The sequence below is a fragment of the Acinetobacter sp. IK40 genome, assembly GCF_035615075.1.
Taxonomy (GTDB): domain Bacteria; phylum Pseudomonadota; class Gammaproteobacteria; order Pseudomonadales; family Moraxellaceae; genus Acinetobacter; species Acinetobacter courvalinii.
Genome location: NZ_JANBOE010000002.1, coordinates 397,994 through 414,193, shown reverse-complemented (window position 1 = coordinate 414,193; position 16,200 = coordinate 397,994). Strand labels below are relative to the sequence as shown.

Annotated in this window: 11 protein-coding genes; 9 read left to right on the top strand and 2 right to left on the bottom strand. The window is 44.2% G+C overall.

All coding sequences use genetic code 11. The features are described 5' to 3' along the window. Positions 1-148: 148 nt before the first annotated feature. Positions 149-454, bottom strand: a complete 306-nt coding sequence (locus tag MSG93_RS06000; RefSeq protein WP_324620953.1) for a hypothetical protein — start codon at positions 452-454, stop codon at positions 149-151. 167 nt (positions 455-621) lie between these two features. Here MSG93_RS06000 and ybaK point away from each other — a divergent pair, with 167 nt between their 5' ends. Then, on the top strand, positions 622-1,089 hold the full coding sequence (gene ybaK, locus MSG93_RS05995; protein ID WP_009515382.1) for a Cys-tRNA(Pro) deacylase: 468 nt from the start codon (positions 622-624) through the stop codon (positions 1,087-1,089). A 93-nt stretch (positions 1,090-1,182) separates the two neighbouring features. Here ybaK and MSG93_RS05990 read toward each other — a convergent pair whose 3' ends face one another. Further along, positions 1,183-3,411: a TonB-dependent receptor gene (locus MSG93_RS05990; RefSeq protein ID WP_324621031.1), complete on the bottom strand. Its 2,229-nt coding sequence runs from the start codon at positions 3,409-3,411 to the stop codon at positions 1,183-1,185. Positions 3,412-3,906: 495 nt separating this feature from the next. Between MSG93_RS05990 and MSG93_RS05985 the strand changes: the two genes are divergently transcribed. The 8 genes from MSG93_RS05985 (at position 3,907) to MSG93_RS05950 (ending at position 16,125) form a co-directional block, all read left to right on the top strand. Continuing rightward, positions 3,907-5,691 carry an IucA/IucC family protein gene (locus MSG93_RS05985; protein ID WP_324620951.1) on the top strand — a complete coding sequence of 595 codons (1,785 nt, stop codon included), beginning with the start codon at positions 3,907-3,909 and terminating at the stop codon, positions 5,689-5,691. Next, complete coding sequence (locus tag MSG93_RS05980; protein ID WP_324620949.1) at positions 5,684-7,117, top strand: lysine N(6)-hydroxylase/L-ornithine N(5)-oxygenase family protein; 1,434 nt, start codon at positions 5,684-5,686, stop codon at positions 7,115-7,117. The genes MSG93_RS05985 and MSG93_RS05980 overlap by 8 nt, the downstream gene beginning before the upstream one ends. 22 nt (positions 7,118-7,139) lie before the next feature. Next, positions 7,140-8,579, top strand: coding sequence for an MFS transporter (locus MSG93_RS05975; RefSeq protein WP_324620948.1), 1,440 nt, complete (start codon positions 7,140-7,142; stop codon positions 8,577-8,579). Between the two features lie 10 nt (positions 8,580-8,589). Beyond that, positions 8,590-10,431 (top strand): IucA/IucC family protein, encoded by a 1,842-nt coding sequence (locus MSG93_RS05970; RefSeq protein WP_324620947.1) that lies wholly within the window; start codon positions 8,590-8,592, stop codon positions 10,429-10,431. 8 nt (positions 10,432-10,439) lie between these two features. Continuing rightward, a complete protein-coding gene (locus tag MSG93_RS05965) occupies positions 10,440-12,356 on the top strand; it encodes an IucA/IucC family protein (RefSeq protein ID WP_324620946.1) in 1,917 nt (638 codons plus the stop codon). A 6-nt stretch (positions 12,357-12,362) separates the two neighbouring features. Then, positions 12,363-13,127, top strand: coding sequence for a (2Fe-2S)-binding protein (locus tag MSG93_RS05960; protein WP_324620945.1), 765 nt, complete (start codon positions 12,363-12,365; stop codon positions 13,125-13,127). Further along, entirely contained in the window at positions 13,124-13,741 is a 618-nt protein-coding gene (locus MSG93_RS05955; RefSeq protein ID WP_324620944.1) for an RraA family protein, read from the top strand. The genes MSG93_RS05960 and MSG93_RS05955 overlap by 4 nt, the downstream gene beginning before the upstream one ends. Positions 13,742-13,833: 92 nt before the next feature. Further along, entirely contained in the window at positions 13,834-16,125 is a 2,292-nt protein-coding gene (locus MSG93_RS05950) for a TonB-dependent receptor (protein WP_324620943.1), read from the top strand. Positions 16,126-16,200: the final 75 nt, after the last annotated feature.

Sequence of the window (16,200 nt, the reverse complement as noted above, 5' to 3'; positions counted from 1 at the left end):
ATGAATTGTAGCGGATATTACCGCTTTTGAACGTATTAAAACAGTTCAATCTCTTGAATTATCAGTCTAAATTTGTGAAATAGGGTAATTGTATACAAATAGCCTAAGCATATATCTTATTCCTATTTGGTATTCATATACATATGTCCTAAATTTTAAACTGAATTTTTAATGTTGCCCGTTTCATCAGTGCGGCTCGATGGGTATGAATATGTTTAACCAGCATTCGTTTAACCTGACTGTTGTGAAAACCGAGTGCATACGCCTTCACAATAATAATACTGGGCAGAGTAAAGAAAAAATATCTGGTGTCATCTGGGGTTGCTTCTTTAAACACACCTTCTTCTATCAGTAAATCCTGCAAGAACTGTTTTTCAGTTTGCACAGTAGAAGAAGATTCGTCATCCCAATAATTCTGGCGCATCGCCATCAAATTGTTATGTTTATAACTCATGAATTATTTGAGCCTGTTCATTTCATCTTTAGCCAATATATGAGGTTGTCTCAGGATTTATCAAGAAGAGATTTATATCCAAAATAGCCTAAGCAAATTTAAACTTTTATTTTTAAAGTGCTACACTTATCCTACTTTTATTCCGAAAGCAAAAATACTGAATAGATATGACGCCCGCTTGTAAATTACTGGAAAAAAATAAAATACCATTCTCAATTCATGAATATGAGCATGATGTCAATGCAAAAAGTTTTGGACTAGAAGCCGCAGAGAAGTTAAATCTCAAAGTTGAAGAAGTATTTAAAACCTTAATGGTGACAGATGAAAAAAACTATTTCATCGCCATTTTACCGGTCCATCATCAACTTAATCTGAAAAAAGTAGCAGCAGCAGTCGGTTGTAAGAAACTGCAAATGGCAAATCCAAAAGATGCTGAACGTTTAACTGGCTATCTGGTCGGCGGGATTAGTCCTTTGGGGCAAAAGAAACGTCTTAAAACCGTGATCGATGCCACGGCGCAAAGTTTGGCTAAAATTTATGTCAGTGGGGGTAAAAGGGGACTGGATATTGGATTAAATCCTCAGGATCTGGCTAAGTTACTGGGCGCTGAATTTGCTGATATATTGGATGTTTAAAAATAAGGCCATTCGGAATTTAATCCTTAAACGGGCTCATGCTTGAAACAACGATAGATATCAGCCGATATCTATCGTATTTGATGTTGGAAATTACCACTTGTGCGTAAAAGAGACTTTCGCTGTTACGCCACTCGCTAATAGGTGGCTGGTGTTGTTGCTATTGCGCATGAGCTGGCTATAAAGCGGATAGTATTCACGATTGAACATATTTTCGATACCAATCGTCATCGTATCCTGTTTATTGATGGCAAAACTGCTGATTAAATCCGCTGTGGTATAGGATTTGACATCATAGCGTCCAAAACCATTGTTACCATTGAGACGGTAGTCTTGTGCACCAAAATACGTCGCCTGAATACGGTTGGTCCAGGTATCGGTCGGGCTATAGGAAATATAGGCGATCACTTTTAACGGCGGAATACGGAAACCTGTCATATCCTGTTCAGTATGACTATTTTGCGGGGTTTCACGTCCTTTCATCCAGGTTACACTTCCGCCAGCACCCCAGACTTTGGCATCTTCAAGATAATCCAGCGTCGCTTCTACACCTGTCACTTTTTCCTTGGTTCGGGTCAGAATTAACCCGTTACCAAACGATTGCACACCGCCAAGATCGGAAGTTGAGTGGAATACGGCCAGACTGGAACTGAAATTATTGAAATGACCATTCCAGCCCAGTTCATAATTATCCACTTTTACCGGTTCTAAGAATGACGAGCTTAAGTCAAAATCTTTTCCTGCATTACGAATAACCACACCCACATCAGGTAGCTGGAAGCCTTGATTAAATGAGGCATAAATCGAATGTTCATCGTTTGCTGCAAAGGTAAGATTGGCATTGTAGAGCCATGCATCCGCCTTTACTTTTCCACCCTGAACAGTATAAGGAACAGATTCTTTTAACTGGGACAAGGGTACAAAGCTGTTAATTTTGGCAAAACTGTCTTCATAGCGTGTGCCAACTTCAGCCGACCATTGATCGTTAAAACGATGCTTCAATTGCACAAATCCACCCACGCTCTGGGTGATGAGTTCAGGTAAATAAATCAGTTTTCCATTTTTGACGAATTCCAGCCCACCAGATTGATCATAGATATCTTGATCGAAAGTATCTAATGGCATTTCACTCTTTTCATGGCTAAAATCACCGCCCCAGACCAGTGAACTGTCACCCAGAAACTCAAGCGGTGTCGTGACGTTTAAGCGGCTACCCAGCACTTTATTGTTTTGGTAGACCTGATCGACCTGTCCTCCGCGGGTCGGTACTTCACGCGCATCAAAAGGTGCAAAGCGGGTGAAAAAGTCGCGGTAATAAATCTGGGCATCGAGTTTATGACCAAATAGATCTTTATGGCTATAGGTCAGATTATAAATCTGGTTTTCATTTTTATTTTGTTGTTTTAATTTCAATCCCTTAATGGCTTTTGCCGGGACGCTACCAGGCGGTAATTGGGCAACACTCGGATCCGAAGCATAGTCGGAATCCTGTTCGGCATTATAATAGTTTGCAGCCAGTTGTAGATACTGATTATCGTCCAGGTGATAGCCGAGTTTAGTACCGATACTATAGGCATCGGCATCAAACAGATCGCCCTGACTCGGTTCGGGTGCAACCCGTTTCCCTCTTGCATCATAGGGACTGCCAATTCTTTGATAGCCAAAATCCAGTGCATAATCGAAGTCATTCAGACTGCCTGAAAAATATTGATGAATATCGCCACTGAAAGCATCGGAACGGATATTGGTGAGCGGACTCTGTAAGCCGATCACGGTCTTAGCAGCAGGTTCACCGCCAGCCGCTTTCGTGGTGATTGAAATGGTGCCACCCGCTGCGCCGCTGCCATAAATTGCATTACTGCCGCGTATGACTTCAATACTACTGATACTTTGCGGATCAATCGCAGAAAGTCCTCTGGATGTGTCCCGCGTTAAATTCATCGGCACGCCATCGACCAGAATCAGTGCATTACGCCCACGTAAGGTTTGTCCGAAATCGGTAATGGTACGGCTTGAATCGGATAAGCCGGGGACTGCTTTAGCCAGCACAGTCGCGAGATTGCCCGATGAGGCATTTTTTAAAAGTTCAATTTGCTGTTCATCCAGTCGTGTGACTTGTTTGGCAGAAGAGGAGAGCTCATCGGAACGTGATGCTTGCACGGTAATGGTCGGTAGTTGCTCTGGTTTTTCGCCAGAGAGAGTTGCTTCAGTGGAAGCCGCTGCAAAAGATGCATTGGAAAATAAAATGAATCCCCCGATCGACAAAAAGGGAATAATACGTTTCACGTCTGCGTTTTTATCTAAACTTTTATAGCGCTTCATCATCGTTCCTGTGATCTCAGCCTGAGATTGTTTTTAAATTTTCGGCATTATAGTGGAGAGAATAGTGAACAGCGCAATAGGCGAAATCATCATTTTATTCTTTAACGTTGTCAGGGGGAGTTGTTGGATCTGCGGAACATAGTTTTTGATAATACAGGCACACAAATGCATCATTTTGGGCTATATTTATCTAATGTGCTGTAATTTAAGAAATTTTAAAATCATAAAAAACTATCAATATTGAGTGAGTCATCATTTTATTAAATGAAAACGATTATTATCTTTTTGTATCTGATTTCACTTGAGAATAATAAAAAGCAAATCATTTCAATGCATTGAATTGTTTTATAGCAGCAAAATATAGAATTGAAAATATAAATGATAATAATTATCATTAGCTACATCTTAAACGGACCTAAGTTCCGTTCTGGATATGTTTATGGCCTAAAACATTTCGAAAAATAAATCAGATCTCTGGATAGAGGAAACAATCGGATGCAATCACTTGCCAATCGGTTGGCGATACAACATTTCGTCAACGCCTACACGCAAGAAACAGGCAAAGGTCACTTGCTTAATAAAAATCAGCAGAGTCCACAACAGCAAGCGTTTAGCCAAGGTTTGACGCTGTTAACCATTCCGATCCACTCCATTCAAGCACAATGCTATTTCCCGTTGGCCTATGTCAGTCGAGTCGGGCGACATCGCTTGGCCGATTTTCCGCAAATTATTGTTCATGGACAAAGTAGAGCCTTCAGTCCCGTTGCCATTGTTGGCCTATTATTGGAAGAATTGGTTTTTGAGTCTGAGCTTGCATTAGATGCAGCTTCTCTAGTGGAAAAATGGATTCAGAGCCGCGATGCTTTACAGCAGTTTTTAGTCCAGCGTGAACATGACTTCGATGATCTGGTCAAGGCAGGTCAGAATTTCATTGAATCTGAACAGGCTTTAGTTCTTGGGCATAGCATGCATCCTGCACCAAAGAGCCGGACGGGTTTTGTACATGAGGACTGGTACAAGTTTTCTCCGGAAAATAAGGGACAAACTCAACTGCATTACTGGTTTGTGCATCAGGATTATATTGCTGAAGGTAGCGCGACTGATGAGGCTATTTCAGCCCAACTTAAAAGCGCGTTGCAATGGTATTTATCGGAACAGGATCTTAAGCTGCTCAATACCCATACCGAATATAAATTGCTGCCTTTACATCCATGGCAGGCACGTTATCTGCAAAGCAAGCCGTGGTTTGAGCGTTTGAAACAAACTGGACAACTGATTGATCTGGGTTTACGTGGCTGGCAATTTGCACCGACCACTTCAATTCGGACGCTGGCAAGTTTTAATGCGCCGTGGATGGTGAAACCGTCACTGTCGGTGATGATTACCAATTCAATCCGTGTCAATCTGGCAAAAGAATGTCACCGTGGTGAACTGACCCATCGTTTATGGCACAGTGAGTTTGGCCAGAATATCTTAAAAAACTGCCCAACTCTGAAAGCGGTCAATGATCCTGCATGGATGGCTTTGCAAATTGATGGTGAAGTGGTCAATGAAAGTATCTGTATTTTCCGTGATCAGCCTTTTAGTCCACAACAACAAGTCACCTGTATTGCCTCATTGTGTCAGGACCATCCGGGCAAGGCTTTAAATCGTTTTAATGCGCTTTTTGCAAACATTGCCAAAGCACATCCTGAAATGGATCTTTCTGAGATTGCACTGGACTGGTTTAACCGCTTCCTTGAGGTGAGTTTGCAGCCGTTGATGTATCTCTATCACCGTTATGGAATGGCATTCGAATCGCATCAGCAAAATGTGCTGCTGGAAATGGAGAATCATTTTCCCAAGACCCTGTGGTTACGTGATAATCAAGGCTTTTACTATATTGAAGAATTTGCTACTGAAATTTTAAAGGCCTTACCTGAACTAAAAGAAAAAGCATTTGCAGTGGGGCCGAAAGATTTCGTTGATGAGCGTTTCAGCTATTATTTCTTTGGCAACACCTTATTCGGCATTATTAACGCGATTGGTGCAACGGGCCATATGAGCGAAGATGTGCTGCTTGAGCATTTGAAGGTGTTCTTGCAGGATTTATTGCAGCAGTATCCTGACAGCACCTTGTTACAAGGCTTGTTGTTTAATGAAACCTTGCCATATAAAGGTAATTTGCTGACACGCTTGCATGAGCTGGATGAATTGATTGCGCCTGTTGAGCATCAATCTGTGTATGTGCAATTGCAAAATCCGCTGTTTATTGAGCAGAAGGATGTGAGTTATGCTTGATTTTATCGGCATTGGCTTGGGGCCTTTTAATTTAAGTCTGGCCAGTTTGCTGCAAAACAAAAGTGACCTTCAATATCGCTTTTTTGAGCAAAAGGATGGCTTTGACTGGCACGCGGGTATGCAGCTACCCAATGCTTTACTGCAAGTTCCGTTTATGGCGGATCTGGTCAGTCTGGTTGAACCGACCAGCCCTTATAGTTTTCTCAACTATTTAAAACATCAGCAGCGCTTATATAAGTTTTTTTTCCGTGAAAACTTATATATTCCACGTCAGGAATATAACCACTATTGTCAGTGGGTGGTGCAGCAGCTCGAGCATATCCGCTTCAACAGCCGTGTTCTGGATGTGCAACCGATCAAGGGCGGTTTTGAGGTCGAAGTTCTGGCGAATGGTGAACAGCAACGCTACCAGACACGTCAATTGGTACTGGGAATCGGCACAGTGCCACATTTACCTGAAAGTTTGCAGCAGGCCTATCCAAAAACAAAGCAGTGCTTACATTCGGCTGAGTATTTAAAGCACTGCCCAGCACAGTTAACAGGCAATGTAGTATTGATTGGTTCAGGCCAATCCGCTGCGGAAATTTTTATTGACCTGTTTGATCGTCAATATGCGCAAGGCAAAGCCACGCCTGATTTCCATTTGCATTGGCTGACACGCTCTGCGGGTTTTTTCCCGATGGAGAATACGCCATTAGGACTAGAGCATTTTAGTCCTGACTATATGCAGTATTTCTATCATTTACCTGCAGGATTAAAGGCTACATTACCTGCGCAACAAGCCAATCTGTATAAAGGCATCAGCAGTAAAACCATTCGTGATATTTACGAACGGCTGTATCACCGGAGTATAGGCGGTCAGCAGACTGATGTGACCTTGGCTGGACATCACCAGTTACAACATGCTGAAGTGCTGGAAAACCAGAAAATCCGTTTGCGTTTCGAGCACCAGCAGCAGGGTGAGCATTATGTACTGGATGCAGATAGTGTCATCGCGGCCACAGGTTATCGTTATCCTAAACCTGCTTTCCTGGACAACCTGCAAAACTTGATTCGCCTGGATCAAACCCAGCGTTGGCAAGTTAGTGCCGATTTTGAGGTGAACTATCAGGGCGATGGACGGATTTTCCTGCAAAATATGGAAGTTTTCCATCATGGTGTCGGGACGCCAGATCTGGGTTTGGGCGCGCATCGGGCCGCTACCATTGCCAATCAGTTATTAGGTGAAGAGCTGTTTAAGCTGGATCAGGCCCAGTCTTATCAGCAATTTGGTGTAGCACCTATTGCACAGTTAGATCAACCTGTGCGAAATCCTGTACAACTGGCCGATTCAGGATTAACCCGTGTTATGCATAAATCCGGTCAGCTTCGGCATACTTCTCCCGCTTTTTATGCACAAGTAAAGTTGTCAGAGCACATTGACTAAGGTCAACAGAGGAATCGCACACATGGAACGGTCTTCTGTACCCATCAATCAGGCGGCACACGCGGGCTTACAGCGTTATGTTTTACTCACGGTCATGTTAGGTACTGGTACCGTCAGTTTAAACAACAGTAGTTTTAATCCTGCCATACCTCAACTGATGCAGTATTTCCAGATTGGTGAAGTCTGGGCAAGTTGGGTGGTGGTCGCGTTTTTACTGGCCATGAGTATCAGCTTGCCACTGGCGGGGTATTTCAGCCAGCGTTTTGGCAAAAGGAAAACTTATCTAACGGCATTATTTTGTTTTGCCTTGGCATCAGCACTCGGCGGCTTATTCAACCAGTTTGAGTCGGTCCTGATTGCAAGAGCGCTGCAGGGCTTTTGTAGTGGCCTGATGATTCCATTGTCACTTGGGCTGATTTTTTCAGTCACACCAAGCGAACAACGGGGTGGGACCACAGGGCTATGGGGCGCCATGATCATGCTGACTTTGGCGATTGGGCCGATGTTAGGTGCACTGGTTCTGGTCTGGCTCGACTGGCAGGCTTTGTTCTTTATTAACCTGCCTGTTGCCTGTATCGCATTATGGCTGGGCTATCTGTACCTGCCTAAAGAACAAGGCGATATCAACCAGTCTTTTGACTGGATCGGTTTTGGTTGCCTAAGTCTGAGCATTATTTTGTTATTAGGTACTTTGAGTCAGATTCATCGACTTGAAGATATCGCACAGCCGTTCTATTGGTTATTACTTGCATTGAGCATCTTAACATTCTGGCTATTCGCCAGCAGGCAGAAAAATCAGACCAGTCCATTGATTGAGCCGGCATTGTTTGCGGCAACAGGTTTTCGATTCAGTTTGATGATCTGTGTGGCGCAAACGGTGGGCCTGTTTATTGGCATGTTGCTGGTGCCGTTGTGGATTCAGCAGCGTTTGCAACTTAGCCCACTCTGGACAGGGTTTGCCTTGATGAGCAGTGCCTTGGTCACCGGTTTATGCAGCCAGCCTGCAGGTAAATATCTCGATCGTTACGGCGCTGCAAAAATTATGAGCCTGGGCTTGCTCATTACCGCATTGGCTTTTGCCTTGCTGGCATGGGCGCCTGTGAAAAATGTCTGGTTTATTATCTTCTGCATGATGTTGCATGGTCTGGGTATGGGACTGTCCTATATGCCATCGACCACGGCAGGGCTCAACAGCTTACGTCAGCAACAACAGCATCTGGTTACTCAGGCGGCGGCCTTAAACAATCTGTTCCGTCGGATCTTTGCCGCAGTTGCCGTGGTACTTGCTGCACTATATCTGCAATTACGTCAGGATCTTTTTCAGGACAGTCCTCATACCGCACTGGATTCATTTAAGGGCATTCAGGACATCTTTATTTTTTGTACGGTCCTGATCCTGTGCGCTTTGCCCTATGCATGGCGCTTTCCAGATCAACACAAAATCAATGAATTCAATAATTAGGAAGACAAATATGGGACAATTACATCCAGTTTTATCCAATACACATATGCTTCAAAATACCTTTCAAGCTTGGCAACAACCACAACCGGAGCAGGTGAAAGAGGTTGAACAACGTGTGATCAAGCAACTGTTACAAGCTTTGATTTTTGAAGAAATTATTAGCGCTGAGCATGATGGTGACAATTTTGTGATTCAGGTACAGGATCGCCAACAGCAAGCGGTTCAGTATATTGCCAAAGGGCAACGTCAATACAGCTATAAGCTGGTGCGTCTGGCGCGTGATCAGGAGGTACTTCGTCAGGATGCCCAAGGCAATACACAGCCAGCACGTCTAAATCAGGTCATTGATGAGATCCTGCGCTCGATTGCCGATGCTGCCAAAGTCGAAGATTTTATTTTTGAATTAAAGCGTACCTATATTCATGACCTGCAATCACAAGTCTGTTTTGAAAACTACAGCTTGCCTGCAATTCAGTATCCATACGATATTCTGGAATCTTATTTGATGGATGGGCATCCTTATCATCCATGTTACAAATCCCGTGTCGGTTTTAGTCTGCAAGACAATGTCCGTTATGGGGTGGAGTTTGCCCAGCCGATGGCTTTGGTCTGGTTAGCCGTACACCAGAAGCTGGTTGCGCAAAACCATTCCAGTCACCTTGAAACAGAGGCATTTTTTAAAGAACAATTGAATGAATCGGACTTTATCCTGTTTCAGCAACAGCTGAATGAGCAAACCCAAAATGCCGCTGAATATGTCTGGATTCCGGTCCATCCTTGGCAATGGGAAAATCATCTGATCTCGATTTTTGCACAAGAAATTGCCGATCAGGACATCATTTATTTAGGGCATAGCCATGACCGCTATCTGGCACAGCAGTCATTGCGAACCGTCACCAATTTACAGCACCCAGAAAAACCATACATCAAGCTTTCCATGAGCTTGACCAATACCTCAAGTTCACGTGTATTGGCAAAACATACCGTGATGAACGGGCCCATCATTACCGACTGGCTGCAACGCCTGATTGATCACAGTGAAACGGCGCAACAACTGGATTTTGCGGTATTGCGTGAGGTTTACGGTCTGAGTGTAGATTTTACCCGTTTACCGGCTTCGCATGCCCAACAGGCCTATGGCACCATTGGTTGTTTATGGCGTGAAAGCGTGCATCAATATTTACGTGAAGGCGAAGATGCGATTCCACTGAATGGGGTGAGCCATATTCAAAAAGATGGACAGGCCCTTATTGCACCGTGGTTACAGCACTACGGGGTTGAGCAATGGACACGTCAATTGTTGAAAGTGGTCATTACACCATTGATTCATTTGCTGTTTGCCGAAGGGATTGCGACTGAATCACATGGGCAGAATATTATTCTGGTGCATCAACAAGGTTGGCCAACCCGGGTATTGCTTAAGGATTTCCATGATGGCGTACGTTATAGCCCGTCACATCTGGCTCATCCGGAACTGGCACCTGAACTGGATCAGTTACCACCTGAACATGCCAAAACCAATAGCATGTCCTTTATCTTGACGGATGATCTGGACGGGATTCGTGACTTTAGTTGCGCCTGCCTGTTCTTTGTGGCCTTGACTGATATTGCGATTTTTCTCAATCAGACCTACGCCATTGCTGAACAGGATTTCTGGCAATGGGCTGCCGAAGTCATTCTGGACTATCAACAACAACATCCTGAACATCATCAACGCTATCAAATCTTTGATGTCTTTGCCGAAAAGTTACGGATTGAATCCTTAACCAAACGCCGTTTGTTTGGTGATGGTCGTATGCAAATCAAGTTTGTGGATAACCCGTTGGCGCCGTTTAAAGCGCAGGGCAAGTGAGGTTATTGATGAATGCACTTCAACCTGTCTATCAATTGACTGACAGAACCATTTTACAAGACTTTGTAAATGCTTTACTGGTGGAAGCCCTGATTCCTGAACAGTATATTGTGGATGATTCAACCGCACAGTCCAAACTGGATGTATTCGATTTTGACTTAAAACAGCAGTTTAATCATAGGCCTGAGCAGCAGTACGTGGTGCTGTTGCCTGAGCAAACATCACACTACTGTGTTGTTTTTGCTGTACAGTCAGGCATTACCCAAGCGTGGTCTTTTGCGGCCGAGTCGGACATTTTACGAATTACAGCAGGCAATCAGCATACGCAAGTTCACCCGATTGAATTATTTGAGCTGTTTGAATGTCTGCAACAGATTGGGTTATTTCAACACTGTCAGGCCGACAAGCTTCAAATCTTTTCAGAGCAAATCCAGAAATGTTTAACGCAATATCGTTTGCTGCAACAGCATCAAGTCGATGCTCATGATCTGATTCATCAAAGCCCGGCGCAGGTGTTTCGTGTTTTAGAGCAATATGCGGGCTATCGGGATCGGCCTTATCATCCTTTATCCAAGTTAAAGGAAGGGCTGAGCCAGCAAGAGTATCTGCAATATTGTCCTGAATTTGCACAGGAACTGATTATTCACTGGGTAGCGGTGCATAAAGACAAAATGATGTTTGGTGCTGGTGTCGAGGATATTTTTACTCAGCAGCCGAGCCAGATTTTCATTAACCGTGCCGAGCGCTATCAACTGAAACAGGAAATGTTCCAGCGCGGATTGAGTGAAACGCATATCGCCATGCCTGTGCATCCGTGGCAGTTCCAGCATTTATTTCAGCAATTCTTTGCTGAGGATATTGCGTCAGGCATCTGTCAGCCTTTGAATTTTGTCTCAACAGGCATGTATGCCAGTGCTTCGATGCGTAGTCTTTTGTCTGAGGATATTCCACAGCAAAGCCTGAAACTGCCAATTGGCATTAAGGCATTAGGATCTCTGCGTTTTCTGCCGATTGTAAAAATGATTAATGGCGAAAAAAACCAGAAATTATTGCAGCAGGCACAGCAAAAAGATCCCGTTCTGCAGCAAAAATTATGGCTGTGTGAGGAGACGCAATGGTGGTCTTATTTGCCGGAAAAACAAGATGATCGAAGTGCGGACAATGAATGGCTGTTTGTAGAGAAGCCGACCCATCTGGCAGCTCAACGCCGTCATATTCCAGTTGAACTGTTGCAACAGCCTTATCAACTGATTCCGATGGCCAGTCTAGGACACACCATTTCAGGGCAACCTGCCGTGTTTGATTATATTTTGCAGCTGCAGCAGCTGGAAAATCATCAGGAACATGTGCTTGAGCAATTTGCCCAATTATGTGCCTGCTTCTTTGAGGTGAATTTACGTCTGTTCCGTCTCGGCTTGATGGGTGAAATTCATGGTCAGAACCTGTGTCTGGTGCTTAAACATGGTCAATTTGATGGCCTGATGTTCAGAGATCACGATTCATTGCGTATTTACCTGCCGTGGCTGCTGCACAATGGTCTGGATGATCCAGATTATTTAAGCCCGCATGATTTTAGAAATACGCTTTATCACGACTCGGTTGAAGCCTTGCTGTTTTATATCCAGACGCTGGGGATTCAGATCAATTTAGGTTGCATAGTCGAGGCGTTAGCAAAATATTATCAGATTGCAGTAGATCAACTCTGGCTTGTCTTGGCTGAACAATTACAGCAGGTGCTAAACAGTCTGGATATTGAACCTGAAATTCTCAGTCAGTTACAGGCCTTACTGTTTGAGTCACCAAACTGGCCTTATAAACAGCTGATCCGGCCTTTGCTTGAGCAGGATACCCGTATTGGCAGTATGCCGTCAGGAATCGGGGAGACCCGAAACCCGCTTTGGCATGTTTTAGCTCGATCTGCATAAACTGTAATGAAGATGTGTCGCCATTTTAAAGCAGAGTTGGAAACTTCTTTTTCAGTGCTGCAACAGCATCTGAAACTGGAAATACATTGTTCCAATAAGCAGTCAATCACACTTGCTGACCTGTTCGACGACTCGATCTGTCGGCAGGTGCTGCAGGATTTTGCGACACGTATTCATGCCAAAAACCAGAGATGTGCTACCTCATTATTTATCAAATACTGGGCCACGCTCTGGGTGTTGCCTTTTTTATACTGTCAGGCGGCATCGCTTCCTTTTGTGAAATGGCAACCTTCGATCTTTATCGTAGAGCTACCTGAAACATGGAACTGGGAGCGACGAATCCAACTGGCTGATTCGGCGGGTTACGCCTGTCACAGCATGTCTCTGCCGGAGCTTGATGCCATGTTGCTACAGTTCAATGGCCTGTTACAGCAGATTGCCCGCGTGGGGCGTGTGTCGTATGCCTTGCTCTGGGAAAATATTGCTGTGCGCATGCTGCAGTTTTATCGTTCCTTAGCAGCGCAGCAAGATTTAGACAATGACATGCGTATCTGGTTGCAACAGCAACAACAGCGGTTAAAAGCAAAATCGGCACAAAGTTTTAACCTGCCGGAAAATCCCTTTCTCAAGTTATGCAATAACTGGCATCCCGAATACAACACCTATATGCGACAAAAGTGCTGCTTCTATTTTCAACTGGAGGAAGCAGGTGGGGAGCTATGCCGAAATTGTCCCTTGCAGCTGAAAAAAACAACAGAGATGAAATCATGAATCAAGTTATCCAGCCCGAATGGCTGGTTCAAGCCTATAAAAACATTGCCACCTCGACCATAGGGCATGTACTGGATTTGGGACATGTCCCACAGATTTTTCCGATGTCTCCACAACAGCATCTGGTAGGTCTGGTCAGAACCGTGCGCTTGCAATCCAAGAATGCCAGTCAGTTGCGACAGGTATTGCTGAGCTGCCGGGCCAATGAAGTACTTCTCATTGACGCCAGATGTGACTTGCAACGGGCATGCTGGGGAGAGCAGAGAAGTGTCGCTGCGATTCATTGTGGTTTGGCTGGTGTCGTGGTGTTGGGTGCGGTCACGGATCGTCAGGCACTACTGCAGCTCAAATTGCCGGTTTTCGCTCAATCCGTGAGTTGTCTCACCACACGAAATGAAGGGGAAAGTTTGGTCGAAATGGATATCGGCATCGAGCTCAATCAGTTTACGGTGCAATCCGGTGACTTGCTGATTGGTGATGCAGATGGAGTTTTTATCTTAAAATCAGACATGGCGGAAGCCTATCTGGAACAGTTCCAGCAACTGGAGCAGGCAGAAAAAAACAGGAAAAACATTTTTTTTAAACAAGAGAAGAAAGAAGATTATTATTTTTAATAAAAATCATTCTCATTAAAAATTAAATTTAGTATGATGACGTGCCTTTTGGATATTTTTGAGTGATAGAAGGGCTCTGGAGAAAAGAGAAAATGAAAGTCAATAATGAGTTTAGGGCAAAACAAGTACTGTTTAAAATGACACCATGTTGCCTTGCTGTTCTGGCCATGTTTGCACAGCATGCCCATGCTGAAACTGCTGTATCGGGGGATATTGCAGTAAGCGCAGCGCCCACACAGAAGCCTGTTGCACAATTAGAAAAGATTGTCGTCACAGCAACGCGTACACCAAAAAATATTGCAGAAATTGCCGGTACGGTTCAGACCATTGACCGTCAGCAGATTACGCAACAGGCAACCGCGGGACGTAAGGTTGCCGATGTTTTGGCACAGCTGGTACCGTCTTTGGCACCCAGCAGTGGGACCACCAGTAATTATGGTCAAACCATGCGTGGCCGCAATGTACTGGTCATGATTGATGGGGTATCACAAACCGGTTCACGTGATGTCTCCCGTCAGTTGAACAGTATTAGCCCAAGCATGATTGAGCGGATTGAAGTAATCTCTGGTGCAACCAGTATCTATGGTTCTGGCGCAACGGGCGGCATTATCAATATTATTACCAAACGTGCAGATACTTCAAAGCCACTCAGCTTTGAAAGTAAAGTGGGAATTACCTCTTCAGATACTTTCCGTGGGGATGGATTGGCGTATGAAGTTGGACAATCGGTGTCGTTTAAACAGGGCAATGTTGATGGTTTCCTCGGGGCAAACTTTACCAGTCGTGGTTCTCAGTTTGATGGCGATGGTGACCGCATTTCTCTGAGTCCTTGGCAAGGGAGTACCATGGACAGCGATACGATTGATGTCAACGGACGTTTGAATGTTAATCTGACCGATCAGCAAAGCCTGAGCTTTGGTGCACAATACTATAAAGATAAGCAAGATACAGATTACGGCCCGGACTATTCATATTTGCCGACCACGGGCACAAGTAATGATATGGGTACACCAAGCTATAAAGCCATTAAAGGTTTAAAGCTGAGTAATCCGCTATTTACTGAACGCTATGCAGTGAATTCACAATATCAGAATCAAGATTTCCTAGGTCAGGTATTGAATGTGGAAGCCTACTATCGAAATGAAAAATCAAGATTTTTCCCGTATGGCTTAACCACTAAATCAGTTAAGACGGTAAACCAGTCGCAATCTGAAATCGAAGTTGCAGGCCTGCGTTCGACCATGCAATCAGACTTTAATATTGCCGATCGAGCGCTGAAATTAACCTATGGCCTTGATTATGACTGGGAAAAAGACAAGCAATATATTGATATTCTGGCAACCGAATATCCTTATTTAGTCTATACCCCAACAGGTCAGCGTAAAGGTTATGGGCCAAACACCGAGATCCAGAATATTGGTGCTTTTGCCCAAGGTGACTATGCTATTAATGATCAGTTGAATATTCAGGCCGGTGTTCGTTATCAATATATTCAAGCAGATACTGACGCATATATTCCAAGCCGTGAGTCGAACATGGTGCCAGCAGGTTCGACCCATGATGATAAACCGCTATTTAATTTAGGTGCGGTGTATAAACTGAATGATGCACAGCAAGTCTATGCAAACTTCTCACAAGGTTTTAGCTTCCCAGATGTGCAACGCATGCTGCGTGATGTATCGACCTTTACGGTTTCAACTTCGAACTTGCAACCAATTACGGTGAACAGTTATGAGTTGGGCTGGCGTTTAAATCAGGATGATGGTTTAAATCTGGGTTTAACAGGTTTCTATAATAGCTCTGATAAAACTGTTCAGTTTAATAACCGGGCAGCTAAAATTGTCGATACGGACCAGCGTGTTTATGGAGCGGAGGTCTCTGTAAGTTATCCATTCATGGATAATTACAAAGTGGGCGGAACACTGGGCTATACCCGTGGTCAATATAAAGATGCTGCAAACCAGTGGCATGAACTTAATTCATTTGCAGTCGCGCCAGTAAAAGGGACTTTATTTGCTGAATGGGACAACGATGAAGGTTATGGTTTGCGTGTACAGATGCAGGCCATTAAAGGCAGCAACAAGGCTTATAATGATGATCGTGACTTAGCTGCGCGTGCCAATGCCAGTCAAGACGATGCATTTAAAGCAGCTGTGAAGGCCGATGCCAATACCGCGGCAAAAATTAAGGGCTACGCCACTATGGATGTTTTGGGACATGTGCCTGCCGGAAAAGGTCGTGTAGATTTTGGGGTATATAATGTGTGGGGTCTGCAATACAACACGGTATTTGCCCAGCAGGCAGCGGTTTCAAATGGTAACCCATTATTGGCCATTCCTGCGGAAGGCCGGACCTATGGTTTAAGTTATACCATCAGCTATTAATTGGAACATCGGAAGAAATATCTGTGCATATGCAGATATTTCTTCATTTTATTTTGGCTTTTACAGATCAAGGCA